Here is a 25453-nt window from a genome sequence, read left to right as displayed (position 1 = left end):
GGAGTAGCCCCGACGGTTGACAAAACTATAGGAACACCCAATGACTATCTCGGGATGAGTTGCGGTGGAATAGGGATTGTTTTGCGCCCGCCGGCCCCTATTCAGTCCTTATTTCACCGCAACTTGGAGGAGGACAGAAAAAGCCCTGTCGCGGGTGCGGCAGGGCTTTTGGAAGGGAACTTGGTTGTGAGGGCTCGTTAGGCGAGCTTGGCCTCGAGCTCAGCGATGCGCTTGTAGGCATCGATGGTAAAGCGGGCCTGCTTCTCCAGGATCATAGTGGTCATGAGAGTGTCCTGAGCGTGAGCCATGATGAAGGTCATCTCCATCTCGCCACCGCCGGCCTCCTGCGAAAGCAGCTTGGTCTGCGTGTCGTGGGCGCCGATAAGTGCATCGCTGGCATCCTTGTGCAGCTGTTCGGCCTTCTCAAAGTCACCCTCGCGAGCAGCATCGAGCGCTGCAAGCAGATCGGTCTGGGCGTCACCTGCGTATGCGACAATCTCGAATCCAACCATCGAGATTTCTTCTTTGGTTGCCATATTGCGTTCCTTTCACATATGAACCAATGGAGAGCATCGCGTCCGGGCATACGCGCTGCGTTGTGTATGACAGAAACAATAACATTCAAACAAAAAAGAACAGCGCAAAACGTAATTTTGAGCTATGAACGGTCACTATTCGTCCGTGAACGGTTTTTAAACCAATCTGAACAATATCGAACACAATTAGCGGCAACCCAAACAGACCCGCGCCCTAGCGTACATCGCGCACCGTATCGCCCTCGACGAGCACGCCCGGAAACAGCATGTGCTCCACACCGGGTGCAGCGCCCTCGGCGCCGGCAATCTTGTCGACCGCCCACATGCCGACGCGTTTGTTGTCAAAGCGCACCGTGGTCAGGCGACGGTCGGGCACGATATCGCCCAGGCTGTCATCAACACCCACCACACTCACGTCCTCGGGCACGCGCTTTCCGCGCGACTCGAGTCCGCGAATGCAGCCGTAGGCCATGGCATCGTTGGATGCATAAATGGCCGTGCAGGTCGGATCATCCGCAAGCACCTGGCCGGCGGCATATCCGCTCTGTGCCGTCCAATCGCCACGGACGAGTCGCGGCGGCTCAATACCATGCGCACGCAATGTCTCACGCCAGCCCTCCTCGCGTCGCATGCCCGAAAGCGAGCGCTCGGGACACGAGATAAAGTGCACGGTCTTGTGCCCCTGCTCCAGCAAGTACTCGACCACCTGGCGCGAGCAATCGAACTGGTCGTTATCGACCGTCGAGCACAGCGGGTGCTCCAGCATGGTAACGAGCACCGTCTGCATACCGGGCAGCGGCTCAAAGGTGCCAAAGTCCGCCGGCATGCGGTTCATAATCACGACCATACCGTCCACCGGCAGTGCGCTCATACGCGACGATGCGCTCTCGAGGGTATACGGATGCCCATCTACTTTAGTGAGGGTGATGGCGTAGCCGTGTTTGTCGGCGGCGGCGGCAAAGCCCTCCATACGGTCGAGGTTGCCGGTGCCGGTAATGTTGAACATAGCGACGCCGACGGTCTTAAACTTACCGCGGCGCAGCGATCGACCGGCAAAATTGGGGCGATACCCCAGCTCGCGCATGGCGGCACGCACGCGCTCCTTGGTCTCGGGGCGCACGCTGGGCGAATCGTGCACCGTACGCGAGACCGTCTGCTCCGAGACGCCCGCGAGACGCGCCACATCCTTAACGGAAACCGATTTTTTAACAGCGGCCATAGGTCGATCTTTCTATGTCGACGATGCCATTGGTGGCACCCTACGCAGTCATTTTTAACGCCTTCAAGTATATCCAACGCCTCCCCCACCATACGCTCACCACCCAAAACCTACCGTTCACCGACATTTTTGCTTCCCCAAACGGCTTTTGGCTCCCAAATGTTAACGTTGCCATTGCGCAAACACAGAGCCACCGGGCGGCTCACACGTTTACACGCAAGGAATCGACGGTCCGCAGGCACAGGGGCCACCGGTTCGCACCTTTTTTGTGTCGCAAAATGGCAACGTCAACATTTTGGCAACCAAACGTCAAAAGCTACTATCGTTGCTAACCCACCGACTCTTAGGAGCTTTGCATGGAGCAACTCATCGCCACCATCGAAAAAGGCCAGCCCTTTTTCAACGCGATCGCCCGCAACAAGTACCTCAAGGCGATCCGCGACGGCTTTATCTCCGTCATCCCCATCATCATCTTCTCGTCCATCTTCTGCCTGGTAGCTTCGGTCCCCAACATCTGGGGTTTCTACTGGCCCGATGACATCAACAACGCCCTGTGGAAGTGCTACAACTACTCCATGGGCATCCTGGCCATCGCCTGTGCCGCCACCACCGCCAAGCACTTCGCCGACGCCCAGAATCGCGACCTGCCCAAGAACAACCAGATCAACTTCATCTCGTGCATGTGCGCGGCCATCATCGGCTTCTTGCTCCTTTCGAGCGACACGATCGCCACGGACGCCGCCAGCGGCTTCAACACCACCTATCTTGGTTCCAAAGGCCTGCTGACTGCCTTCATCGCTGCATTTGTGACCGGCATCATCTACAAGTTCTTTATCAAGCGCAACATCACCGTCAAGATGCCCGAGCAGGTTCCGCCCAACATCTCGCAGACCTTTAAGGACATCATCCCCTTCTCCGTCTGCATCACCGTCTTTTGGGTCTTTGACATCGTCTTCCGCGCCGCCTTTGGCTTCTGCTTTGCCCAGGGCGTCATCCAGGTGTTCCAGCCCCTGTTCACCGCTGCCGACGGCTACATCGGCCTCGCTGTAATCTACGGCGCCATGAGCCTCTTCTGGTTCGTGGGCGTCCACGGCCCCTCGATCGTCGAGCCCGCCATCGCCGCCGCCCTCGTTGCCAACATGACCGACAACCTGGCTGCGTTCCAGGCCGGTCAGCACGCTTCCGCTGTCCTGACCCAGGGTGCCCAGTACTTCGTCGTCTGCATGGGCGGCACCGGTGCCACGCTCGTCCTGGTCTTTATGTTCTGCTTCCTGGCCAAGTCTCAGGAGATGCGCGCCGTCGGTAAGGCCGCCATCGTCCCGGTCTGCTTTGCTGTCAACGAGCCGCTGCTGTTCGCCGCACCCATCGTGCTCAACCCCGTCTTCTTTGTCCCGTTTGTCTTTGCCCCGATCGCCAACATCTGGATCCTCAAGATCTTTATCGACTTCTTGGGCATGAACGGCTTTATGTACACCCTGCCTTGGACTGTCCCCGGCCCCATCGGCACCATCATGGGCTTGGGCTTCCAGCCGCTCGCCTTTGTGATGCTCGCCCTCATCTTGGTCGTCGACTTTGTCCTGTACTATCCGTTCTTCCGTGCCTATGACGCCCAGAAGTGCGCCGAGGAGGCCGAGATCTCCCAGGAGGAGCTCGCCGCCAAGAACGCCGAGAAGGCCGCCAAGCTCAACGACGCCTTCCAGGGCAAGGCCGATGCCAAGAGCGTTGCCGCCGGCGCCGCAGCCGAGGCCGTGAAGGCCGACGCCCCTGCCGCTTCTGCAGCACCCGCTGCCGAGGCAACGACCGCCAGCGACCTCAACGGCAAGCGCGTGCTCGTGCTCTGCCAGGGTGGCGGAACCTCGGGTCTGCTCGCCAACGCGCTGGCCAAGGCTGCCAAGGAGCGCGGCATTAACCTCGAAACCGCTGCCGAGGCCTATGGCAACCACGTGGATATGCTCCCCGACTTTGACCTGGTCGTCCTGGCCCCGCAGGCCGCAAGCTACCTGGCAGACCTGCAGAAGGACTGCGGGCGCGTGGGCAACAAGTGCGTCGCCTGCCGCGGCAAGCAGTACATCGAGCTCTCCCAGAACGGCGATAAGTCTCTCGCCTTCGTAAGCGAGCAACTCTCGAAGTAACTAACGCCCAGGGCCAGTCGACCATCAACAGCCGGCTGGCCCTTCGATTTAGACGATTGGATCATCATGTCCGTTAACCCTGTTAGCGTCACCAACCCGCCCGCGCAGTTTCCCGAGGACTTTATCTTTGGCGGCGCCACTGCTGCCTACCAGGTAGAGGGCGAGACCCGTACCCACGGTAAGGGCAAGGTCGCCTGGGACGACTTCCTGGAGGCCCAGGGGCGCTTCTCCCCCGATCCCGCTTCGGACTTCTACAACCAGTACCCCGTCGATCTGGAGCTGTGCGAGGAGTTTGGCATCAACGGCATTCGCCTCTCCATCGCCTGGAGCCGCATCTTCCCCAACGGCACCGGCGAAATCAACCCCGAGGGCGTGCAGTTCTACCACGATCTCTTCGCCGAGTGCCACAAGCACCACGTTGAGCCGTTTGTCACGCTGCATCACTTCGATACGCCGCTTCCCCTCTTTGAGAAGGGCGACTTCCTCAACCGCGAGACCATCGATGCCTTTGTGGACTTTGCCACCTTCTGCTTTAAGGAGTACGCCGACCAGGTGACCTACTGGTTCACCTTTAACGAGATCTGGGCCGATGCCTCCAACACCTACATCGAGGGCACCTTCCCCGGTGGCGTCAAGGCGCATCTTGCCGAGGCCTTCCAGTGCGAGCACAACATGATGCTCGCCCACGCCAAGGCAGTGCTGGCCTTCCACAACGGCGGCTTTAAGGGCAAAATCGGCGTCATTCAGTCGTTGGAGTTCAAGTACCCGCTCAACGAAAACGACCCCGCCGACATCAAAGCCGCCAACAACGAGCACGTGCTGCAAAACCAGTTTTTGCTCGACGCCACCTTCCGCGGCGACTACGCGCCCGACACCCTCGAGTGCGCCAACCGCCTGGCTGCCGTCTCGGGCGGCACCATCGAGATCCTGGACGAGGACCTCGAGATTATGCGCGAGGCAGCGCTCTACAACGACTACCTGGGCGTTAACAACTATCAGTGCCGCTTCTTGAAGGCCTACGACGGCGAGAACGACCTGCACCACAACGGTACGGGCGAGAAGGGCACCGGCCGCTGGCGCGTTAAGGGTATTGGCGAGCATGTGAACAAGCCTGGCATCCCCACCACCGACTGGGACTGGATCATCTATCCCGAGGGCCTGTTCGATCTGCTCGTCTACATTAAGCAGCGCTACCCCAACTACAAGCAGATCTTCATCACCGAGAACGGCATGGGCTACAAGGACCCCTACAAGAACGGTTTTGTGGACGACCAGCCGCGCATCGACTACATCGAGCAGCACCTGCGTTGGCTGCTCAAGGCCATGGAGGTGGGCGTCAACGTGGGCGGCTACTTCCTGTGGAGCCTGCAGGATCAGTTCTCCTGGACCAATGGCTACAACAAGCGTTACGGCTTCTTTTACGTTGACTTTGAAACCCAGAAGCGCACGCCCAAGGCAAGCGCCTACTGGTACAAGCACGTGGCGCAGACCCGTCGTCTGGACTAGTGGCTGGCGGGGTTGCCCGCTCACACAACCTGTCCCCATTTCTCAGCCGGGGGCGGCACGTCACACGGCGCGCCGCCCCCGGTCTTTTTGTTTTTGGGCTGGTCGGGAGCCGTTTGTCTCGATCTGTAACATCTAGCCGAGTTTTTTGGTCCTAGCTGTTACAGATTGAGACGAACAGGATTGCTCTTTCCGAAGAATCTAAATCTGTAACACGTAGCCCGCTTTTGACCGTCTACCTGTTACAAATCGAGACAAACGGAGTAGGACCTAACCCCGTATGTCCCTAACAGTCGAGCGTTCGACCAGCGTACTCGGCACATGAATCGCCTCGATAGACGAGCTCTCTCCAATCGCCGCCTCAAACGCAAGCTTACCGACACCGCGCAAATCAAATCGCAGCGTCGTCAGTCGATTGTGAGGAACAAGTCCCTCGAGTGCGTCGTCGATACCAACCACGCTCACGTCGTCGGGCACGGACAGGCCCGCGTTCTCGAGCGCGGCGATAACGCCCAGCGCCATCTGGTCATTTGCCGCAAGCACGGCAGTCGGCGCCTGCGACCCGCCGGCAAGCACCTCGGCCGCAATCCGCTCGCCCATGGCGTACCCACTGTCCGCACTCCAATCGCCACGCAGCATCGGAGCGGCATCGACATGAGCACGACCCAGCGTATCGCGCCAACCGGCCTCACGAAAACGCGAGGAAATCGAGTTTTCCGGACCCGCCACAAACCGCATATTCGAGTGACCATGTTCCAGCAGATAATTGGTCAACAGCTCGCACGAACCATACTGGTCGGAGTCGATCGTCGTGCAGCGCGGATGCGCATACATGGACAGGATGACCGTTCGCACTCCCGGCTGGGGAACAAACTCCTCAAAATCGGGAGCCATGCGGTTCATGTTGAGAATCATGCCGTCGACGGGTCGCTCGACCATGCGGCGCGAGGCATCGGCAAGTGTATAGGGCTTGTCGCCGCCCATCTCGATCATAGTGACGGCAAAATCGTGCTCGCGCGCCGCTTGCATGATACCCTCGAGCGTCGCCAGGTTACCGACACGTGTGATGTTGTACATGCACAGGCCAATAGAACGATACGACCCGCCGCGCAACGCCGCTCCAGCAAAATTGGGACGAAAGCCCAGCTCTTCCATGGCGGCCAGCACACGCTTGCGCGTCTTTTCCGTCACGTTGGGCATACCGTTGACCACGCGAGACACAGTCTGGCGGCTCACGCCAGCGAGCGCCGCAACTTCTGCCGCGCTCGCCGAATGACCATTCCTTGTCTGCTGAGCCATGCCTTCCACGCTAACCTGCTTCCCAACTATTCCCCGCGCCCATGGCGCATCGTACATACATTGATAACGTGCTCATGATACCCGAGCCATATACCACAACATGAAAACTTCTGTCAATCAAAACCGCTTACCGAACAAATACAACCGTTCGCGGCTGTTTGAAGTTGTTTTGTTTCTATACATCCCAGCCGGATGTTAACGTGCTCATTGTCAAATGTTCACGTGCTCATTTTGGTTCTAATCATTTTAAGATAGTGTTTATCGGGCTTTTTCACCGCTGAACGCTAACCAGGGAGCCTCCTGAGCGCAAACGCACAATATCGAACAGCGAGACGAGAGGGTGTATGCATATGTCTTTGCTAAACCGCGTACAGCAGCTGCCGAAGGGCTTTGTTTGGGGCGCCGCAACCGCCGCGTACCAAACGGAAGGTTCCACGAAGGTGGCAGGCAAGGGTAAGACCATGTGGGACGATTACCTTGTCGCCCAGGGTCGCTTTTTGCCCGACCCGGCCAGTGATTTCTACAACCGCTACGAGGAGGATATCCGCCTTTCTGCCGAGCATGGACTCAACGCCATCCGTGTGTCCATCGCCTGGACCCGCATCTTCCCCAACGGCGACGATGCCGAGCCCCTCGCCGAGGGCGTTAAGCACTACCACGAGCTGTTCGCCTGCTGCAAAAAGTATGGCGTCGAGCCCTATGTGTCCCTGCATCACTTTGACTCCCCCGCCGCCCTGTTCAACCAGGGCGACTGGCTCAACCGCAAGACCGTCGACGCCTATGTGCGCTATGCCGAGTTCTGCTTCCGCGAGTTCCGCGAGGTCAAGAATTGGTTCACCATCAACGAGCTCATCAGCCTCTCGCACTCCCAATACATCCAAGGCAACTTCCCGCCCAACCATCACTTTGATGTGACGAGCGGCATCCAGAGCCAGCACAACGAGCTCGTTGCCCACGCCCGCGCCGTCAACCTGTATAAGGATCTTGACGAGACCGAGCACCTGGGCGGACGCATTGGCATGGTCAACGTCCTGACGCCGGCATATCCTGCCACAGACTCGCCCGCCGACCAGCACGCCGCCGACCTGTACAACGCCTTCTACACCGACTTCATCATGGACGGCGCCTTCCTGGGTCACTACTCCGCGCGCACCCTCTCACTCATCAACGAGATTCTGCGTGCCAACAACGCCACGCTTACGGTTGAGGACAGCGACATGGAGGAGCTCGCCAAGGCGGCGCCCCGCAACGATATGTTCGGCCTCAACTACTATCAGTCGGCGTTTATCGCCGCCTACGATGGCGAGTCCACCAACAGCTTTAACGGCACCGGAGACAAGGGCACCTCGTGCTTTAAGTTTAAGGGCGTCGGGCAGCAGGTCGATATGCCGGGTATCCCCACCACCGACTGGGATTGGCTCATCTACCCGCAAGGCCTCTACGACACGCTCAAGCACATCAGCGCCACCTATCCCAACCTCCCCGTCATCTATATCACCGAAAACGGCCTGGGCCACAAGGACCCCGAGCCCGACGCAAACGGCATCGTCGCCGATCCCGAGCGCATCGACTTTGTCGACCAGCACATGGAGAAGGTGCTCCAGGCGCGTGCCGAGGGCGTCGACGTCCAGGGCTACTTTATCTGGAGCCTGCAGGACCAGTTCTCGTGGGCCAATGGCTATAACAAGCGCTACGGCCTGTTCTACATCGACTTCGACACGCAAAAACGCTACATCAAGCAGTCGGCACTCTGGTACAAGGAGCTCGCCGACACTATGGCGGACGCGCAGTAGCGCATCGCCTCGCTTTCCCCCGAGGGGGAGCGGCCCCATGCGATACAAACCCAGCCGCTCCCCTCTCTCCCCCTGGGACCGACCCCGCCTGCACCCGGGCTTTTAGCAAGCGGGAGACCATATAGGTTTTCAACGTCCATGCCATTAAGATTTCATGCAAAGAGGAGCGTGAACTATGGAATCGATCGTTAAGTTCTTGGAGAAAGGTCAGCCGTACTTCGACAAGGTCTCTAAGAACATCTACCTTCAGGCCATTAAAGACGGCTTTTTGGCAGCAATGCCCATCATCCTGTCTTCTTCTGTCTTCCTGCTTATTTCGACCCTGCCGGGCGTTGTCGCCACGGTCGGCGGCTTTACGCTGCCCGACTGGTGGAACGTCGACGTCGTGAACTTCTGCAACAAGGTTTACAACTTCACGATGGGCGTCGTGGGCATCATGGTCGCCGGCACCACCGCAAGCGCGCTGACCGGCTCCAAGAACCGCCGCATGCCTGCCGGCAAGGCCATCAACGCCACGAGCACCATGGTCGCCGCCATGTGCGCTATGCTCATCTTGGCCGTTACCCAGACGAGTGCCAAGATCGACGGCGCCGATGTCTCGGTGTTCTTTACCGACAACATGGGCACCAAGGGCCTGCTGAGCTCCTTTGTCGCCGCATTTGCCACGGTCAACATCTATGCCTTCTGCATTAAGCGAGACATCACCATCAAGCTGCCCAAAGAAGTCCCCGGCGCCATCGCCCAGAACTTCCGCGACATCTTCGCCTTCAGCTTCTCCATCCTGTTTGTCGCCGTCATCGACGTTATCTGCCGCACCTGCTTGGCCGTCCCGTTTGCCAACGTCATCTCCACGCTGGTGAGCCCGCTGTTCGCCGCTGCCGATTCCTACGCCGGCCTCGCCCTCATCTGGTTCATGATCCCGCTGTTCTGGTTCATGGGCATCCACGGCCCCTCGGTCGTTAAGCCTGCCCTCAACGCCGCGCTGTTTGGCAACATCACCACTAACCTCGCCACGCTGCAGGCCGGCGGTCACCCCGCCCTCGCCCTGACCGAGAACTTCGGTAACTACATCGGCGAACTCGGCGGCACCGGCGCCACGTTCATTGTCCCGATCATCTTCCTGCTCTTTATGCGCTCCAAGCAGCTCAAGGCCGTCGGCAAAGCCTCTGTCGTACCCGTGATGTTCGCCGTCAACGAGCCGCTGCTGTTCGCCGCGCCCATCATCCTCAACCCGTACTTCCTGATCCCGTTCCTGTTTGCCCCCGTGGCCAACGTCCTCATTGGTAAGTTCTTCATCGACTTTTTGGGCATGAACGGCTTTATCTATGCCATGCCGTGGGCACTCCCCGGACCGATCGGCACCTTCATCGACACCAACTTCCAGCCGATCTCTCTGGTCCTGGTTGTCGTCCTGCTGGTCGTTGACTTCTTGATCTACTACCCGTTCTGCAAGGCCTACGACAACGTCCTGTGCAAGCAGGAGGCCGAGACCCTGGCCGAAGAAGAGGCCGAGGAGACCAAGACCGTCAAGACCGCTGACGCCCCCGCCGTTGAGGCTCCTGTTGTCGAGACCGCTTCTGCCACTGAGGCCTCCGCAGCTCCGTCCGCCCTTAAGGGCAAGGATCTGAGGGTTCTGGTTCTGTGCGCTGGCGCCGGCACCTCTGCACTGCTCGCCAACGCGCTTAAGGAAGGCGCCGACGAGCTGGGCATCGACATTACCGCCAACGCCGGTGCCTACGGCAGTCACTACGCCATCATGGACCAGTACAACGTCATCGTCCTGGCTCCGCAGGTTCGCACCTATTACAACGAGATGAAGGCCGACACCGACCGCCTGGGCATCACGCTGCTGTCGCCCAAGGGCAAACAGTACATCGACCTCACTAAGGATCCCAAGGGTGCCGTCGCCTGGATCGAGGAAAACCTCGAGGCATAAGACGCTGACACCACCTGCCGCTCGCAGACAATAAATGGCCCGTGCATCGATGTGTGATGCGCGGGCCATTTTGTTTAGACCGCACCCGTCCTCCTGTTCATCTCAATCTGTAACATCTAGCCGAGTTTTCGGGTCCCACCTGTTACAGATTTAGACGAGCAGGCCGAGCACGTCTACGCCCGCAGATCCCGCACGCTCGCGCGCTCGACCAACACACCCGAGACGAGCGTACGGCTTCTGGAGCTCGGGGCTTCCAGACCTGCGACGACCTCGTTAAGCGCACGGATGCCCAGCTCGCGGTGGCGAAACTTCACCGACGTCAGAATCGAGTTGGGAATCGTCTTGTAGAGCTCATCGTCGAAACCGATCACGGACACGTCGTCGGGCACATTGAGCCCTTTGTCACGTAGAGCCATCATCACGCCGTTTGCCATGCAGTCGTTAGCAGCGAGGACCGCCGTGCAATCGGGCTTATCGGCAAGCACAAGGCCCGCGGCATAGCCACTATCCGCATTCCAATCGCCTTGCAGAGGCTCGGGCGGCTCAATGCCACGCGCCTCGAGTGCCGCACGCCAACCTTTCATACGGCACTGACTCGACAGCGACTCTTTCTTACCCGAAACGAAGTACACGTTCTTGTGCCCGTGATTCAAGAAGTACTCGCACGCCATGCGCGCACCACCCTCTTGATCGTCACTGACGGTAGAGCAGGTAGGATGCTCCATCGGTGTGATAATCACCGTCTTGAGGTCTTTCGGAGCCTCGAAGGTATCAAAGTCATCGACCATCTGACGCAGGTTAAAGATCATGCCATCAACAGGCAGCTGCGACATCCTACGCGCCGCATCGGCAAGGGTCATCTTTTCCCCTGCGCGCTTCTTAATCATCGTGAGCGCAAAGCCGCGTTCTTCGGCGGCATCGGCGATACCGTCGATCATGTCCACGGCACCGCCCGACAAGTGGAACAGCACGACGCCGATGCACCCGTAACGGCCCAACTTGAGCGAACGCGCGGCAAAGTTGGCTCGAAACCCGAGCGCCTCCATGGCCGAATGAACCTTATCGCGTGTCGACTCTCGCACGCTATCGGGCTCGTTAATCACGCGCGAAACCGTCTTGAGAGAAACACCAGCGGCAATCGCCACATCATTCATTGAGACATTTTTCTTGTCCATCGTTGCCACTGCTTCTCCAGTCGGTTTTACATCGCTTGTTTTTGCGTTCTAGCATACACTACCTGCCTGACTGATAAATCAACCGTTTACCGAACAATATCGACCACTCACCCGTATATCCTTGTTGCTCTTCCAAAAATGTCTTACGTTGTCATTAACGAAATGACAACGTTGTCATTTCGCAATGCCTTCCTTAAACAGGAAGGTTTCCGGGCAGTCCTGACCATCCATCGACGACCAGTTCCATCCACATGCATCGCGCATCAAGTAGCAAAGGAGCTCTATGGACGCCATCGTAAAGATGCTCGAAAAGCATCAGCCGTTCTTTGAGAAGATCTCGAGGAACATATACCTCCAGGCCATCAAGGACGGATTCCTTGGGTGCATGCCCATTGTCCTCACCTCTTCGATCTTTCTGCTCATTGCCACCCTTCCCGGCGTAGTCGGCATCACGCTGCCCCAGCCGCTCATCGACTGGTGCAACAAGCTCTACAACTTCACCATGGGCGTCATGGGCATCATGGTTGCCGGCACCACCGCCAAGAACTTCACGGCATCCATGAACCGTCGTATGCCCGCCGGCAAAGTGCTCAACGACGGTTCCACCATGGTGGCCGCCCAGTGCAGCATGCTGCTGCTCGCAGTCACGCAGTTCACCACCAAGTTCAACGGCTCCGAACTTTCGGTCTTCGATTGCACCAGCATGGGCACGCGCGGTCTGTTCTCGGCCTATATCGCCGCGTTCATTACCGTGTGGGTCTATAAATTCTGCGTTTCGCGCGATTTGACCATTAAGCTGCCCAAGGAGGTTCCGGGCGCCATCGCTCAGAACTTCCGCGACATCATCCCCTTTGGCGGCGCCGTCATCATCTGCGGCATCATCGATGTCGTCGTGCGCAACCTCATGGGCGTTCCGTTCTCCGAGCTGCTTATCAAACTGCTCTCCCCGCTCTTCACCGCTGCAGAAACCTATCCTGGCCTTATCCTTATCCAGGCAGCCACCGCGTTCTTCTGGTTCATCGGCGTCCACGGCCCCTCGATCGTCCAGCCGGGCATCGACCCCATCCGTCTTGCCAACCAGGCCGAAAACCTGCAGGTTCTGCTGGCAGGCGGCCACCCCGCCCACTCCCTCACCTTTAACATGTCGCTCGTGGGTGAGTTCGGCGGCACCGGCGCCACGTTCATCGTGCCGCTTCTGCTGATTCTCTTTATGAAATCCAAGCAGCTCAAAGCCGTCGGCAAGGCCTCGATCGTTCCTGTTGCCTTCGCCGTCAACGAACCGCTGCTCTTTGGCGCGCCGATGATCCTTAACCCCTACATGCTCATCCCCTTTGTTGCCGCCGGCTGCGTCAACGTGAGTGTTGCCAAGTTCTTTATCGATAACGTGGGCATGAACGGCTTCTCCTTCGTGGTGCCTTGGGCTACCCCTGCCCCCATCGGCATCTTCATCACCACGAACTTCCAGCTTATTGCCCTGGTATTTGTCGCGATCATCATCTTGCTGGACGCCATCATCTACCTGCCGTTCTTGAAGGCATACGATAAGCTGCTCTGCGACCAGGAGGCCGAGCGCGCCGCCGAGCTGGGTCTTGAGTCCGATGGTGCTGCCGTCATCGCCCCCAACGCCTCTGCGCCCGCTGTCGAGCAGACTACCGCTTCCGTCGAGACGACCGCCGCTGCCACCGACAGCAAGCCTGTCGCCGATCAGCCCGAGCCTGCCGCCGACGCATCCGCCAAGAAGGATGTCGACGGCCTGAAGGTCCTCGTCCTGTGCGCCGGCGCCGGCACCTCTGCCATGCTTGCCAACGCCATCAAGGAAGGTGCCGCACAGACCGGAGAGAATATTGCTTCCTCCGCAGGCGCCTATGGTCAGCACACTGCCATCATGGATCAGTACGACGTTATCGTGCTTGCCCCGCAGGTCCGTAGCTACTACAACGACATGAAGGCCGACACCGATCGTCTGGGCATTAAGCTGCTCGCCCCGCGCGGTAAGGAATATATCGACCTTACCCGTGACCCCGCTGGCGCCATCAAGTGGCTCCGCGAGAACCTCGACTAGTTACCTCCCTCTGTTGGTGCCCGAATCCCCAGTTCGGGCACCTCTCCCTATTCGTATCCCACAGAAAGGATGACTCATGACCAACCCCATGCAGTTCCCCGACGGCTTTGTGTTTGGCGGCGCCACCGCTGCTTACCAGGTTGAAGGCGAGACCCGTACACACGGCAAGGGCAAAGTGCCCTGGGACGATTTCCTGGCTGCTCAGGGTCGCTTCTCCCCCGATCCTGCAAGCGACTTCTACAACAAATATCCGGTCGATATCGACCTGTGCCAGCGCTTCGGCATCAACGGCATCCGTGTCTCCATCGCCTGGAGCCGCATCTTCCCCAACGGCACTGGCGAGATCAACCCCGAGGGCGTCGCCTTCTATCACGAGCTCTTTGCCACCTGCAACAATGCCGGCGTTATCCCCTATGTCACGCTCGATCACTTCGATACGCCCGAGGCCTTTTATCAGGACGGCGGCGAGGGCTTCCTGACGCGCACGACCATCGATGCCTTCGTCGAGTACGCCAAGTTCTGCTTTGCCGAGTTCACCGAGGTCAAGCACTGGTTTACCTTTAACGAGATTCCCGCGACCGCCGAGGGCAGCTTTATCGTCGGCAACTGGCCGCACGGCGAGAAGTATCGCTTGGACAAGGCCTTCCAGCTCATGCACAACATGATGGTGGCCCACGCCAAGGCTGTCGTCGCCTTCCATGAGGGCGGCTTTGAGGGCGAGATCGGCATCGTCCAGAACCTGGAGCCCAAGTATCCCCTCAACCCCAACAGCGCTGCCGACTGTGAGGCAGCTCGCATGGCCGACGTCATCAACAACCGCTGGGTACTCGACGCCACCTTCCGCGGCCACTATGCAGCCGACACCATGGAGGCTGCGACCAAGCTGGCCCATATCGCCGGCGGCGAGCTCGACGTCCGCGATGAGGACATCGCCGCGCTGACCGCCGCGCTCCCCTACAACGATTGCCTGGGCGTCAACACCTACAAGTGCCAGTTCCTGCGTGCCGCCGAGGGCGAAAACGACATCAACCACAATGGCACCGGCGACAAGGGCTCCTCGCGCTGGTTCCTCAAGGGCGTGGGCGAGTCATGCGTGCGCGAAGGCGTTCCCACCACCGATTGGGACTGGATCATCTATCCTGAGGGCTTGTACGATCTGCTGCTCCGCATTAAAAACGATTACCCCAACTACAAGAAGATCTACATCACCGAGAACGGCATGGGCTATAAGGACGACTTCGAGGACGGCTTTATCGACGACGCCCCTCGTATCGACTACATGCGCCAGCATCTCGCGTGGATCCTCAAGGCAATCGACGGCGGCGTGAACGTCGACGGCTACTTTGTGTGGTCGCTGCAGGATCAGTTCTCCTGGACCAACGGCTACAACAAGCGCTATGGTCTGTTCTACATCGACTTTGAGACCCAGAAGCGCTATCCCAAGGCGAGCGCGTACTGGTACAAGAACGTCGCAGAGACCGGCCTGCTCATGGCCTAGTTTCCACCGCATACCCCCTGTCGGCCGCATGCGAATCCCTCCGCGGGTTCGCATGCGGCCTTTTTTATTTTGGCTCGGTCCGAACAGGCCGTTTGTCTCAATCTGTAACATCTAGCAGGGGTTTTCGGCCCTACCTGTTACAGATCGAGACAAACGGGTAGCCCGAAGCAGAATATCTCGATCTGTAACATCTAACCCGGTTTTCTACTCCCAACTGTTACAGATTGAGATAATCCAACGACGCCGACGTTTTAACATACCGTGGTACAATTGTGTCCCGACGCAAAGGAGGTACCCATGTCAGCTTGTGTGCCCGTCCGAGATATGAAGGACACTGCTGCATTCACCACGCTTGTTGAGTCTGAGCGCGACGTCACCGTAACTAAGAACGGCTACGAGGCCATGCACTGCATCAGCAGCGACCAGTATCGCCTCATGCAAGAAGAAATCGCCAAGGCAAAACTGCTGTCTCGTATGATGTTGGCAGAAGACGAAATATCGCAAGGCGACTACAGCGACTACGAATCCTTCGCGGCTTCGATACGAGACAAATATGACCTATAACGTCGTAATCCTCAAAAGCGCACGATATGAGTACGAGAGTATTGTCGGATACCTTGCTCAAATCCTCAAGAATCCGCGTGCAGCGGGCAATTTTGTCGCTGAGTTTGAATATCAGCTTGATCTGCTTCGCGAGCAGCCGCTTTTACGTCCCCTCTCGCACATGCAAGAGCTAGCGGCACGTAATTACCGATCGTTTCCCGTCAACAACTACGTGTGTCTATACAAGTTTGAGCACGAAACAATCTATATCGCCCACATCTTTCATCAGTCACAGAACTACGCCCGCCTGGTCTAGCCCACAAGCTGAATACCTGGCCCGAGCGCATATGCATATCATTCTGCGCGTCATTGTGAAGCGATAATCCCCGCGCCGGCAGAGGACAGAAGTATCGTCTGCGGCGTTAGCTAGCAGATGACCTGCGTGTGCTCCTCGATGGCGGCGCGGTCCTCGACCGAGATACCCGGCTCGCACACCACGGCATCCAGGCTGTCCAGGCGGCAGAAGGTGTAGAAGTCGCGCTTGCCGATCTTGCTGGAGTCGGCGATCAGATAGCGCGAGTCGGCCTTGCTAAAAGCGAGCTGCTGGATACGGCCCTCGTCCATGTTGGACGTAGACACGTCGCCATCCAGAATGCCGTTGGCGCCGATAAACGCCGCATCGATGCCCAGCGCACGCAGGGTATCCTCGGCCGTCGGTCCCACAAAAGCGGCGGTGCGGCGACGGTACATACCGCCCACGAGGCACAGCTCGCAGTCTTCGCGCGCCTCGAGCAGGTTAAACACCGAAAGCGAATTGGTCACAATGCGCAGGCGAAACGTCGGCAGCATCGAGGCCATCTGCTCAACCGTGGTGCCCGTGCCCAAAAAGATAGTAGAGCCCTCCTCGATAAGCTCCACAGCACGGCGTGCGATCTGCAGTTTTTCCTCGGCATGCTTGGTGCGCTTTTCGCTGTGCGAATACTCATGGCGCAACATAGCGTGGGGACGACCCTGCGCACTGCGGGCGCCGCCGTGCACGCGCTCGATCTCACCCAGACTCGCAAGTTCTTCGAGGTCGCGGCGAATCGTCATGTCCGAAACGCCCAGCGCATCCGAAATCTCCTTGACCGAGACCGTGCCCTGCTCCTCGAGCAGCTGACGAACCTTATCCTGTCGCTCTGCCTTAATCACGATGAATCCTCGCCGTTCTCTGCGCGCATATCATTCAAACAGTAACGAACAAATTGTATCAGACTCGTACGCGTCAAAAATGAACGCCCACGCAGCCCTAATCATCACTTTTTTGAGAAAAATACCCCCTGCTTTAGTGGGGTGTAGTGATAATCTTGCCTGTTCGCGCTACAGTTTGTCCGAAATACCTCGATGTTAGGAACTAAATGATCACTTCCGAGCTTTTCGGCACCGCGCCGTGCGGTACCCCCGTTCATCGCTACACCCTCAACGGGCCCGAGATCTGCGTTCGCATTATGGACTATGGCGCCACCGTGCTGGGCATCGACGTGCCCGACATCCCCGGCAACGTGCGTGATGTGGTGCTGGGCTTCGATAAGCTCGAGGATTACTTTGACAACCCCGCCTGCTTTGGCGCGACCATCGGCCCCGTGGCAAACCGCATCGCGGGCGCCACGATCACCATCGCCGGCACGGACTGGCATATGCCGGCCAACGAAGGTGTCAACAACCTGCACAGCGATCTTGAGCACGGCCTGCACAAGCGCGTGTGGGATGTTGAGCTCGACGAGGTCCACAACGCCGTGCGCATGACCACCTCGCTTGAGGATGGCGAGCTGGGTCTCCCCGGCAACCGCACCTTTACGGCCGTGTTTACCGTTACACGCACCGGACGTTTCCGTATCGAGTATGGCTGCGAGAGCGACCGCGCCACCTACGTGTCCATGACCAACCACACGTACTTTAACCTTGCCGGTCATAACGCCGGCATGGACTGTGAGCACTTCTTTGTTGCCAACGCTGCCCACTACCTGCCCATCAACGAGCAGAGCATCCCCACCGGCGAGATCGCTCCGGTCGAGGGCACGCCGTTTGACTTTCGCGAGCTGCGCCCCGTCGCGCCTGGCATGGAGGCCGACGATCCGCAGATTAAGCACGCCCGTGGCTACGATCACTGTCTGTGCATCGATGGCTATCAGTACGGCCGTAATCTGCGCCGCGCGATGCACGTCGAGGAGATGTGGACCGGCCGTGAGCTGGACTACTACACCACCGCCCCGGGCGTGCAGCTCTACACCGGCAACTGGCTGGGTGACGAGCACGCCAAGGACGATGCCAACTATGGCTGGGGCGCCGGCTTTGCCCTCGAGGCAGAGATGTACCCCGACACGCCGCACCAGCCGCTGTTCCCGCAGGGCATTGTGGGCCCGGGTCACCCCTACAGCAATGTGATCGAGTACCACTTTATGAGGCATTAAGCCCACAACGCGACATATCGCACAGCAGCGCCCGCCGGCACCACCGCCGACGGGCGTTTTTCTACCTAGTCATTGGGGGCGTTCCTAAACGACTAGTCGTTGGGGACACTCTTTGCCGAATGTGGCCGCCGCATCATCGATGATGCCGTGTCCTCGCGCGCAATGGTGGCGTCCGTCCCGCTTCGACCGTCGCGTTACGGCGCGAGAACATCCAGCGGAACAACTTGGACGCCACGCTCGGTAACATAGGCTTGCGAACCAAACCCGATGATCACGACTTTCGAAACCGGCGGGTTGTTTCCGGCGGCAACCATGCGCTTCTCGACAGCAACAAGGCTGTCAGACGCCTCTTCGATTTGAGCAGAGCTGAGTTTAACTTCGACCGGAATCCACGTTCCGCCGGGAGCCGCAATGACCGCATCGACTTCTAGATCGCGAGAATCATGATAGTGATAGAGGCTCATTCCGTTTGCTCGCGCATAAACCCACAAATCATGGAGTGCCAGCGATTCAAAAAGTAGTCCGAGCGTCTTGAAATCTAGCAGCAAGGTCTCCGGAGTCGCCCCGAGCGCAGCGGCCGCCAGCGACGGGTCGGCGAGGTGATGCTTCTTTGAGTCTCTTAAATGCACCGGAGATCTCATTGCAGGGTTCCACGCGGGAATATCGCGAACGAAACTAACCCGAGCAAGAAGAGATATATATGATGCCGCCGTCTGTCTCGACACCTCTCCGCCAAGATCGGCTACGAGCGTCTTGAGTGTCGCCAAAGTGGATTCATTTCGCGCAAGCGATTCGATGACGGCTTTGACCTTTTCGGGATCGCGTCGAGAGCCATCAACACGAGACAAATCTTCTTCGGCGACTATGCCGATGTAACGTTTCGCCATCGCCGACGCAGCCAGCGCATCGCGACCGACCGCCGCGGGCCATCCGCCACGGACAACGCACTCGGCAATCGAGGCAGAATCCAACGATCCGAAAGCGCCATTGAACTTTTCGCCAGAAATAATGCCCGACAGCTTAACCGCACCGCTGGATTTCCCAAGCTCGAAAAGCGTCATGGTATCCATGCGCAATTTAGCGAACCTTCCAGCGCCACTGTGCATCGGCCGTTCATTGTCTCGCGGCGTCGCCGACCCCGTAAATATGAACTGGCCAGGCTCGCCGCCGCGATTGTCGCACTCAAACCGCGCCGCGTCCCAAAGTTTCGGAACCTCCTGCCATTCATCGATCAGCCGCGGCACCTCGCCTGCAACGGCAAGTGCCGGGTCCGTCTCGGCACGCAAGCGATTCTCGAAGTTGCGCGACGGATCCATGAGAAGGAGCCTGGACGCCGCACGGGTCCCGGCCGTGGTTGTCTTTCCACACCATTTCGGTCCTTCGATGAGAACGGCACCGAATATCCCTAGCATCTGGTCGAGCTCATTTTCGATAATTCGAGTGTAGTACTTTTTTGGCATATTTTTCACCATTGTTTATCAGCGCGTTTAACCAAATTTACAGTTTACATTTAACCAAATTTCGGTTATCTGATTAACCATATTTACGCAATTCAATTAACGAAACAGATTTAGGAGCCGTTTTTGCGAACGGCTTAAGCTGTGGTGCAGTCATTGACGTTCTAAAAGACTAGTCGAAAGGGACACTCTTTTCATAGCTCCGACACATGCGCCAACATGCCTGAAATCGGCGCGCTACAGATTGCGCCCATCTACTGCTTTTACTCCCGCACCCCTGACCATACGCCCCTATTTTCAAAAATCGCACGTTCGCTACCTGCGGTTTTAATATTGAGATTTTCATCGTTGTTCGAGGTAAGCGACCAAAAGTAGTAGATGGCCCCAATTCCTGGCCGAGGGCATCTCGCCGCTCCTCCACGGGAAAATACGATCCGTTTTCCTCCGTCCCCAAGGAATCACGCGAGCAGGTTCTCGATAGGATCTGGGTCGGAGCTGGGGAGATAACGGATTTCCAGCTCTATGCCGAGCGCTTGGAGTTCTTTGAGGGCGGCGACGTCTGCATCGTCAATGGCAACCGCGGGCGTCACAGGACGCTTGCCCTCCCCTGCCTGCATATGGCCGATGCTAATCTTGGTGATCGGCACACCACCCTTAACCAGCGCGAGCGCGTCGGCAGGTGAGGCTACCATGACCAGAATCCATTGACGCGGCGTTGCGGTATGAATGATGTCGATAGCCCTTTGCACCGAGAAAAACCGCGTCCAGACGCCTTCTGGCGCCGCCACCCTCATAGGTGCCCAATGGCGCGAATCCGCCGCGATCTCATCGTTGACGATCAGAACAAGGTTGGAGCCCACGGCTTCGTTCCACAGCTCAACGTCTTGCCCGTAAATAAACCGGTCATCGATACGTGTAAGAAGAATCTTGGGTTGAGCCATGGCTGCCCCATTCTGTTTGAGACCCATACGAGCGGGACGTCGGCCACCAACTCAACAGCAGGTCAAGTAACAAATGGGCACTGCAGACATCACGCCTCTAATATTAGTGCATTTAGTGCATTTAAAGTGAGAAAAGCCGTCAGAACACTTGCGCGGATGTGCGATGTCCCGTATCATAGACACCCGTTGATGCCTCAGTTGCGTCATCATATGGCCGCCAGCGTAGCTCAGTTGGTAGAGCACCGCTCTCGTAAAGCGGGGGTCACCGGTTCGAGCCCGGTCGCTGGCTCCATTACACAAGATAGCCGCCTTCGGGCGGCTTTTTTGTTGCCGATTTTGAGTGCGTGCGCGCCAATCCAAACATCGCCACGTCAACGGCGGCCCACTCGGTGGACTTCGGGTTTAATGCTTAGGGGCGGGGATTTACCAAAGTGAAATCTTAATGAAAAGAAACCCAGCTGCAACAATTGCCATGGTGAGGGCTCAAATTGGCCATATAGATCTAAAATAGTCACAATATACAAATGTCGAGAGATATTGGCGATATAGATGAAAAGAACTAAGGGTTTTCTTTTGCTGGTATTGATGCTGCTCGGACTGTTCTGCCTGAGTGGCCCTTCTTGGGCCAAGGCTGCCTGTCCTGAAGGTGAGCCTTAGCAGTCTTATACGGGCAGCCTGCTGATAACTGCTAAGGAGGGCGATGCCGACTCTCAGTCTGGGGTAAATCCCCTTGCCACTTTGAGGGGGACGGCGGAACGGTCAAGCTTGACCATATTGGTAGCGGGATTTTGAGGTGGCAAGTTCTTCCGGACAAAATTGCGAACGATCCCTTCTCTTTTGCTGGAACGATTTATCCATACAAGGTTGTGAGCGGAAAACAAAAATACGTCGATTGCTATCCGACAAACGGGTCTGGAATTGCATTCGCCGGCATTTCGGGGCAGATTGATACACATGTACGAAAGGGAACCTAAGTGGTGCGTTGGGTTGGAGCTGCTGCAGGTCCGATATGGATTGCGGTCTTGCGCCCCGATGTCCAAATAGGTTTCTCTCTCTAGACGGGAAGTTGCTCATGGACGCCATATATGACGGAGATGACTGGGTCGATCATTATACTTGGCGCCTGGTCGGCTCGAACGACAATGGGGATGTGGTGTTTGATGGACTATGTCCAAAGCATCTCCATCCTTTTGTCTCGTCGTTAATTGAGAGTTCCGCTCGTGTTGCCCCCTACAGCTCGGCATCGCTTCATGATACGGACGTTTTGAAGACCATAAGGGAGTCAATTGACGATGGCACGATGAGCGGCCCGCTGTTTTCTCGGCTTGTGGGGCTAGATGAGATTGGCTCGAAACGACTGCTTGCGGGCGAAAAAGTGGAACTCACTTATCGGTCGATGATTTCAATCCTGCGGCTAGCCGATGTTCTTCGCAAATAAATGAGGCTTCCCTATTCAAAAACAGAAAACCCCGCCAAACGTGATTTCCCTAGGGAAAACCCGTTTGGCGGGGTCCTAGCGTGATTTCCCTAGGGGAATCACGCCATCAGACGAACAGCTCAGCCGAGCAGCCCGTTACTCCTGCCAGTAGGCGTCGGCAAGCAGCTTAAAGCAAATCTTCTTGACCGGCTGTGCGCCATCGCCCGGGAACTCGAGCGTGGGCATGTGAGGCTCACCGGCAACGAACAGCGCGAACTTGTCGTCGGCAAGATCGCCGGCGATTGAAGCGTCGGAATCGACCAAATCGTAGTCGTCCTTCTCGTCAAACTCCTGGACCAGCGTCAGGCTACCCGTAGCGACCTTAAAGGCCTCGCGACCCTCGACGTCAATCTGCAGGTCGTGATAGCGCTGATGCGTCTCATAGTGAGCCTCGTCCTCGGGACGCGTCGTGGGAGCCATGACGTTCGCAAAGACCTTGTCGCCCAGAATCGGATGGCTGCCGACCTCGAGCTCCGCCGGGTCGTTCTCCTCGAGCCAGTCAATCAGCACGTCGAGGCCCTTGAGCATTCCGCGGTATTCCTCGATATCGCCCAGTGCACCGTAAATCATCTAAATCCCCTCTCGGATCGTTTCTTTGGCGGCTACTCGGCAAACACGTTACCGACGCTGTTGCCACCCACATACGTCTCGACCAGGCTAAGGTCGGGATTGAACACGACAAAGTCGGCGTCGCGCCCCGGCATAATGCTACCGCACTTGTCATCGGCCCTAACCACAAGCAAGCAAGCGATGCCGGGGCCGACGCCCATGCTCTTACAGCTCGGTCACGACAACGCCGTTGTAAACCTCGTCCCAACGATCCATAACCAAGTGGCCAGTCATGGGATCCATGGCATTGAGCTTGCCGCAGGTGTTGGCGGTACGCAGGACCGTCTCGTCATCCGCGCCAGCAGCAATCGCATGTGCGAAGCCGGCAATGGTCGAATCGCCAGAGCCCGTAGCGTTAACGGCGGGGATATCGGGCGTCTTCGCGCGGAACGCACGGCCATTGTGGAAGCCCACGGAGCCGGCAGCGCCCATGGATACGACGACCCAGGGGATATCGGAGAAGCGGGCGTCAGAGGCGAGCGCGGCGCGGAGCTCGTCCACATCGTCGGTGGTAAAGCTCGTGCCCAGAAGGCCGTTGATCTCGGTCAGGTTAGGCTTGACCAGCTCGGGCTTAATTTCGGACTTAAGGGCGGCCTCGAGCGAAGCACCCGAGGTATCGAGCAGCACCTTGGCGCCGGCATTCTCGGCAATGCCCGTGATCTTGGCATAGTAGTCTGCCTCGACGCCGCGGGGCAGCGAACCCGAGATGGTAACGACATCGGCCTTGCTCGCAAGCTCGGCAAACTTGGCGGTAAAGGCATCGAGCTCCTCGGGGGCAATCGTCGGACCGCTCTCGAGCAGCTCGGTCTGGTTGCCGGCGTGGAGGATGTTGAGGCAAATACGAGTCTCGCCCTTGATGGGCACAAAATCATTCTTAATGCCATTGGCGTCCATGAGTTCGGCCATATAGGCGCCCATATGACCACCAAGCAGGCCGGTTGCCACAACGTCGTCGCCCAGCTGGCCCAGGACGCGGGCCACGTTGAGGCCCTTGCCGCCGGCGGTCTTTTCGGGCGTCACGCGGTTGACGTCGTCGATGACGAGCTCATCGAGCTGATAGCGCGTATCGACGGACGGGTTCATCGTAACGGTGAGGATCATTTCTAGCTCCTTATCTCGCAGGCTCCTTATGCCTTGCAAAACGAATTGGCTACATGCGACTACAGAATCTCGATTGTGAACGAGCGTACGATGGTTTCTTTGGGCTTGGCGATAAGGCAGCCACGCTTGTGCTCAAGCACGTCGTCCTCATCGGAGCAGGTCGAAAGGCCGCCCCAGGGTTCAACTGCCACAAAATCGCCCTCGGGCTTGCTCCACACAATGAGATACGGGAAGCCCTCGAAGCTCAGGCGGACGCCCTTGTCCTCGCCCTTCTTGGAAAGCGTGACCTGACGGCTCTCAAGCACGTCAAAGATGGTCTCCGCAAAATCGAAGAGCTCATGCGACAGGGGCAGCGTCTTTCCCACCATGGGGTTCTTTGAACGATTAGCTACATCAATCAATCCGGTCGAGGGCACGGCGGTGCAAAGCTCCGCAGCCTCGTCCTTCTCAAAGCGCAACTCGTAGTCCGTATAGGCCTCGCCCTCATCGAGCGGACACCTAAAGCCGGGATGTCCACCGATAAAGAACGGCATGTCCTCGGTGCCCTCGTTGGTAACCTCATAGGCGACGCGCACAGTGGCGTCCTCGAGCGTATAGCGGGCGACAAGCTTAAACGGATACGGATAATCGCTCAGCAGCGCGGCGTTATCCTCGGATGCCAGGCACATAGCCAGCTCGTTTGCGCTTTGGCTCAACAGCTTCCACTCCTGCTTACGCGCAAAGCCGTGGCGGGCGAGCTTCACATGATGCCCGGCAAACGTCATGGCGTTACCGTCGCGCAGGCCTCCGCAAATCGGAAAGCAGACCGGCGCCTGACCGGACCACACTGCGGGGTCACCCTGCCACAAATACTCGCGTCCGTTAGCCTCAATCGAGGTAAACGAGCCGCCGGCCGTGGAAACCTTGATAGAAATCGAATCGTTGGAAAGAGCGTATTCCATTATCCATCCTTTCGGACAACTGCTTTTTGCTCGCAAGTACCCGTCTCGGCCCTGACCAAAGGACAAACCCGCACGTTCATCGATGCGTCCGGTTTCCCAGCCATACAACGGGGTACCATACAGACATTGATGCAATTACAGCTGAAAGGCCTTCTTATGCGAACCATCATCCTTTATGCCTCGCGCCACCACGGCAATACGAAAAAGCTCGTGGACGCCATCGTCGAGGCGCACCCCGAAATCGATACCCTCGACGTGAAGTCACTCGGTAAAAACGAGTACCCCAACCTGCACGAATATCATCTGATCGGCGTTGCCACGGGCATCTATTACTCCGAGATCGACAAAGATATGGCACGCGTGCTCACCAATGTGCTGCAGCCGCAGGACAAGGTGTTTGGCCTTATGACCTACGGTGGCAAAAACAAGTGGTACGGCAAGGATATCGATGGCATCTGCCGCATGAGGCAGGCCATCTTTATGGGTGTCTACGGCTGCCCCGGCTTTGATACGTGGGGGCCGTTCAAACTCACCGGCGGTGTCCAAAAGGGACACCCGACCGCTGAGGAAATTAAGGGCGCCGTCGATTTCTTCGACAAGATCGAAGACGAGTATGGCGACATCATCGTCGAAGAGTACGCCAAGCGCGAGAAGCGTCTAGCCTACGAGAAGGAGCATCCTGCAGGAGGTCTTGTGGCCGGCGTCAAGCGCACGGCAAAGAAGATCGCTAACAAGCTGTAACTGTAAAGGTGCTTTTGAGCGTTTAACCCATACGGCGGGT

Annotated in this window: 22 protein-coding genes and 1 tRNA gene; 12 read left to right on the top strand and 11 right to left on the bottom strand. The window is 57.8% G+C overall.

Annotated elements, in window-relative coordinates; genetic code table 11:
- Positions 1 to 197: 197 nt before the first annotated feature.
- Both DXD48_RS08070 and DXD48_RS08065 read right to left on the bottom strand, forming a co-directional pair.
- Positions 198 to 536: a PTS lactose/cellobiose transporter subunit IIA gene (locus DXD48_RS08070; protein ID WP_055252615.1), complete on the bottom strand. Its 339-nt coding sequence runs from the start codon at positions 534 to 536 to the stop codon at positions 198 to 200.
- A 214-nt stretch (positions 537 to 750) separates the two neighbouring features.
- Positions 751 to 1755: a LacI family DNA-binding transcriptional regulator gene (locus DXD48_RS08065; RefSeq protein WP_117564767.1), complete on the bottom strand. Its 1005-nt coding sequence runs from the start codon at positions 1753 to 1755 to the stop codon at positions 751 to 753.
- Between the two features lie 356 nt (positions 1756 to 2111).
- Between DXD48_RS08065 and DXD48_RS08060 the strand changes: the two genes are divergently transcribed.
- Positions 2112 to 3887: a lactose/cellobiose PTS transporter subunit IIB gene (locus tag DXD48_RS08060; RefSeq protein WP_117564766.1), complete on the top strand. Its 1776-nt coding sequence runs from the start codon at positions 2112 to 2114 to the stop codon at positions 3885 to 3887.
- 66 nt (positions 3888 to 3953) lie between these two features.
- Positions 3954 to 5393, top strand: coding sequence for a 6-phospho-beta-galactosidase (gene lacG / locus DXD48_RS08055; protein WP_117564765.1), 1440 nt, complete (start codon positions 3954 to 3956; stop codon positions 5391 to 5393).
- A gap of 267 nt (positions 5394 to 5660) precedes the next feature.
- Here lacG (DXD48_RS08055) and DXD48_RS08050 read toward each other — a convergent pair whose 3' ends face one another.
- Positions 5661 to 6689, bottom strand: coding sequence for a LacI family DNA-binding transcriptional regulator (locus tag DXD48_RS08050; RefSeq protein ID WP_055310566.1), 1029 nt, complete (start codon positions 6687 to 6689; stop codon positions 5661 to 5663).
- Positions 6690 to 7033: 344 nt separating this feature from the next.
- Here DXD48_RS08050 and lacG (DXD48_RS08045) point away from each other — a divergent pair, with 344 nt between their 5' ends.
- Complete coding sequence (gene lacG / locus DXD48_RS08045; RefSeq protein ID WP_006234822.1) at positions 7034 to 8482, top strand: 6-phospho-beta-galactosidase; 1449 nt, start codon at positions 7034 to 7036, stop codon at positions 8480 to 8482.
- Between the two features lie 175 nt (positions 8483 to 8657).
- Positions 8658 to 10418 (top strand): PTS lactose transporter subunit IIBC, encoded by a 1761-nt coding sequence (locus tag DXD48_RS08040; RefSeq protein WP_117564764.1) that lies wholly within the window; start codon positions 8658 to 8660, stop codon positions 10416 to 10418.
- Between the two features lie 173 nt (positions 10419 to 10591).
- Here DXD48_RS08040 and DXD48_RS08035 read toward each other — a convergent pair whose 3' ends face one another.
- The gene (locus DXD48_RS08035; protein ID WP_117564763.1) at positions 10592 to 11593 is read right to left on the bottom strand and encodes a LacI family DNA-binding transcriptional regulator; all 1002 of its coding nucleotides are present in this window, start codon (positions 11591 to 11593) and stop codon (positions 10592 to 10594) included.
- 283 nt (positions 11594 to 11876) lie between these two features.
- On the opposite strand from DXD48_RS08035, the gene DXD48_RS08030 reads away from it, so the two are divergent.
- The 4 genes from DXD48_RS08030 (at position 11877) to DXD48_RS08015 (ending at position 16012) form a co-directional block, all read left to right on the top strand.
- On the top strand, positions 11877 to 13655 hold the full coding sequence (locus tag DXD48_RS08030) for a PTS lactose transporter subunit IIBC (RefSeq protein ID WP_117564762.1): 1779 nt from the start codon (positions 11877 to 11879) through the stop codon (positions 13653 to 13655).
- A 76-nt stretch (positions 13656 to 13731) separates the two neighbouring features.
- Positions 13732 to 15153 carry a 6-phospho-beta-galactosidase gene (gene lacG, locus DXD48_RS08025; protein ID WP_199407933.1) on the top strand — a complete coding sequence of 474 codons (1422 nt, stop codon included), beginning with the start codon at positions 13732 to 13734 and terminating at the stop codon, positions 15151 to 15153.
- A 297-nt stretch (positions 15154 to 15450) separates the two neighbouring features.
- Positions 15451 to 15717, top strand: a complete 267-nt coding sequence (locus DXD48_RS08020) for a type II toxin-antitoxin system Phd/YefM family antitoxin (RefSeq protein ID WP_117564761.1) — start codon at positions 15451 to 15453, stop codon at positions 15715 to 15717.
- A complete protein-coding gene (locus DXD48_RS08015) occupies positions 15707 to 16012 on the top strand; it encodes a type II toxin-antitoxin system RelE/ParE family toxin (RefSeq protein ID WP_117564760.1) in 306 nt (101 codons plus the stop codon). Before DXD48_RS08020 ends, DXD48_RS08015 begins: the two co-directional genes overlap by 11 nt.
- Positions 16013 to 16122: 110 nt before the next feature.
- Here the strand turns inward: DXD48_RS08015 and DXD48_RS08010 are convergent, their stop codons facing one another.
- Positions 16123 to 16887, bottom strand: coding sequence for a DeoR/GlpR family DNA-binding transcription regulator (locus tag DXD48_RS08010; protein ID WP_233502325.1), 765 nt, complete (start codon positions 16885 to 16887; stop codon positions 16123 to 16125).
- A gap of 206 nt (positions 16888 to 17093) precedes the next feature.
- Between DXD48_RS08010 and DXD48_RS08005 the strand changes: the two genes are divergently transcribed.
- Entirely contained in the window at positions 17094 to 18146 is a 1053-nt protein-coding gene (locus DXD48_RS08005; protein ID WP_117564759.1) for an aldose epimerase family protein, read from the top strand.
- A 194-nt stretch (positions 18147 to 18340) separates the two neighbouring features.
- On the opposite strand, the gene DXD48_RS08000 is transcribed toward DXD48_RS08005, so the two are convergent.
- Both DXD48_RS08000 and DXD48_RS07995 read right to left on the bottom strand, forming a co-directional pair.
- Positions 18341 to 19606 carry an ATP-binding protein gene (locus DXD48_RS08000; RefSeq protein ID WP_158548963.1) on the bottom strand — a complete coding sequence of 422 codons (1266 nt, stop codon included), beginning with the start codon at positions 19604 to 19606 and terminating at the stop codon, positions 18341 to 18343.
- A 455-nt stretch (positions 19607 to 20061) separates the two neighbouring features.
- A complete protein-coding gene (locus DXD48_RS07995) occupies positions 20062 to 20544 on the bottom strand; it encodes a PTS sugar transporter subunit IIB (protein WP_117564757.1) in 483 nt (160 codons plus the stop codon).
- Between the two features lie 216 nt (positions 20545 to 20760).
- Between DXD48_RS07995 and DXD48_RS07990 the strand changes: the two genes are divergently transcribed.
- Both DXD48_RS07990 and DXD48_RS07985 read left to right on the top strand, forming a co-directional pair.
- A tRNA-Thr gene (locus DXD48_RS07990) sits at positions 20761 to 20836 on the top strand.
- 780 nt (positions 20837 to 21616) lie between these two features.
- On the top strand, positions 21617 to 21982 hold the full coding sequence (locus tag DXD48_RS07985; protein ID WP_117564756.1) for a hypothetical protein: 366 nt from the start codon (positions 21617 to 21619) through the stop codon (positions 21980 to 21982).
- Positions 21983 to 22117: 135 nt separating this feature from the next.
- Here the strand turns inward: DXD48_RS07985 and DXD48_RS07980 are convergent, their stop codons facing one another.
- From DXD48_RS07980 to DXD48_RS07965, 4 genes are read right to left on the bottom strand one after another with little or no spacing between them, the layout of a single operon-like run.
- Positions 22118 to 22591 (bottom strand): YhcH/YjgK/YiaL family protein, encoded by a 474-nt coding sequence (locus tag DXD48_RS07980; RefSeq protein WP_117564755.1) that lies wholly within the window; start codon positions 22589 to 22591, stop codon positions 22118 to 22120.
- Positions 22592 to 22623: 32 nt separating this feature from the next.
- Positions 22624 to 22791, bottom strand: coding sequence for a hypothetical protein (locus tag DXD48_RS07975; protein ID WP_199407932.1), 168 nt, complete (start codon positions 22789 to 22791; stop codon positions 22624 to 22626).
- 4 nt (positions 22792 to 22795) lie between these two features.
- On the bottom strand, positions 22796 to 23731 hold the full coding sequence (locus DXD48_RS07970; protein WP_117564754.1) for a hexose kinase: 936 nt from the start codon (positions 23729 to 23731) through the stop codon (positions 22796 to 22798).
- 59 nt (positions 23732 to 23790) lie between these two features.
- Positions 23791 to 24672, bottom strand: a complete 882-nt coding sequence (locus tag DXD48_RS07965; protein ID WP_117564753.1) for an aldose 1-epimerase family protein — start codon at positions 24670 to 24672, stop codon at positions 23791 to 23793.
- A 156-nt stretch (positions 24673 to 24828) separates the two neighbouring features.
- Between DXD48_RS07965 and DXD48_RS07960 the strand changes: the two genes are divergently transcribed.
- Complete coding sequence (locus tag DXD48_RS07960; protein ID WP_229089801.1) at positions 24829 to 25413, top strand: flavodoxin domain-containing protein; 585 nt, start codon at positions 24829 to 24831, stop codon at positions 25411 to 25413.
- Positions 25414 to 25453 lie beyond the last annotated feature (40 nt).

Origin of the sequence: Collinsella sp. TM05-37 (genome assembly GCF_003436455.1) — a bacterium.
Taxonomy (GTDB): Bacteria; Actinomycetota; Coriobacteriia; order Coriobacteriales; family Coriobacteriaceae; genus Collinsella.
Note: the sequence above shows the minus strand (reverse complement) of the source record. Positions and strands in the feature narration are given on the sequence as shown.

Bases quoted from the DNA above. Each gene is read 5' to 3' on its own strand.
- DXD48_RS08070 (WP_055252615.1), bottom strand. From the start codon at position 536: ATGGCAACCAAAGAAGAAATCTCGATGGTTGGATTCGAGATTGTCGCA.
- DXD48_RS08065 (WP_117564767.1), bottom strand. From the start codon at position 1,755: ATGGCCGCTGTTAAAAAATCGGTTTCCGTTAAGGATGTGGCGCGTCTC.
- DXD48_RS08060 (WP_117564766.1), top strand. From the start codon at position 2,112: ATGGAGCAACTCATCGCCACCATCGAAAAAGGCCAGCCCTTTTTCAAC.
- lacG (WP_117564765.1), top strand. From the start codon at position 3,954: ATGTCCGTTAACCCTGTTAGCGTCACCAACCCGCCCGCGCAGTTTCCC.
- DXD48_RS08050 (WP_055310566.1), bottom strand. From the start codon at position 6,689: ATGGCTCAGCAGACAAGGAATGGTCATTCGGCGAGCGCGGCAGAAGTT.
- lacG (WP_006234822.1), top strand. From the start codon at position 7,034: ATGCATATGTCTTTGCTAAACCGCGTACAGCAGCTGCCGAAGGGCTTT.
- DXD48_RS08040 (WP_117564764.1), top strand. From the start codon at position 8,658: ATGGAATCGATCGTTAAGTTCTTGGAGAAAGGTCAGCCGTACTTCGAC.
- DXD48_RS08035 (WP_117564763.1), bottom strand. From the start codon at position 11,593: ATGGACAAGAAAAATGTCTCAATGAATGATGTGGCGATTGCCGCTGGT.
- DXD48_RS08030 (WP_117564762.1), top strand. From the start codon at position 11,877: ATGGACGCCATCGTAAAGATGCTCGAAAAGCATCAGCCGTTCTTTGAG.
- lacG (WP_199407933.1), top strand. From the start codon at position 13,732: ATGACCAACCCCATGCAGTTCCCCGACGGCTTTGTGTTTGGCGGCGCC.
- DXD48_RS08020 (WP_117564761.1), top strand. From the start codon at position 15,451: ATGTCAGCTTGTGTGCCCGTCCGAGATATGAAGGACACTGCTGCATTC.
- DXD48_RS08015 (WP_117564760.1), top strand. From the start codon at position 15,707: ATGACCTATAACGTCGTAATCCTCAAAAGCGCACGATATGAGTACGAG.
- DXD48_RS08005 (WP_117564759.1), top strand. From the start codon at position 17,094: ATGATCACTTCCGAGCTTTTCGGCACCGCGCCGTGCGGTACCCCCGTT.
- DXD48_RS08000 (WP_158548963.1), bottom strand. From the start codon at position 19,606: ATGCCAAAAAAGTACTACACTCGAATTATCGAAAATGAGCTCGACCAG.
- DXD48_RS07995 (WP_117564757.1), bottom strand. From the start codon at position 20,544: ATGGCTCAACCCAAGATTCTTCTTACACGTATCGATGACCGGTTTATT.
- DXD48_RS07985 (WP_117564756.1), top strand. From the start codon at position 21,617: ATGGACGCCATATATGACGGAGATGACTGGGTCGATCATTATACTTGG.
- DXD48_RS07980 (WP_117564755.1), bottom strand. From the start codon at position 22,591: ATGATTTACGGTGCACTGGGCGATATCGAGGAATACCGCGGAATGCTC.
- DXD48_RS07975 (WP_199407932.1), bottom strand. From the start codon at position 22,791: ATGGGCGTCGGCCCCGGCATCGCTTGCTTGCTTGTGGTTAGGGCCGAT.
- DXD48_RS07970 (WP_117564754.1), bottom strand. From the start codon at position 23,731: ATGATCCTCACCGTTACGATGAACCCGTCCGTCGATACGCGCTATCAG.
- DXD48_RS07965 (WP_117564753.1), bottom strand. From the start codon at position 24,672: ATGGAATACGCTCTTTCCAACGATTCGATTTCTATCAAGGTTTCCACG.
- DXD48_RS07960 (WP_229089801.1), top strand. From the start codon at position 24,829: ATGCGAACCATCATCCTTTATGCCTCGCGCCACCACGGCAATACGAAA.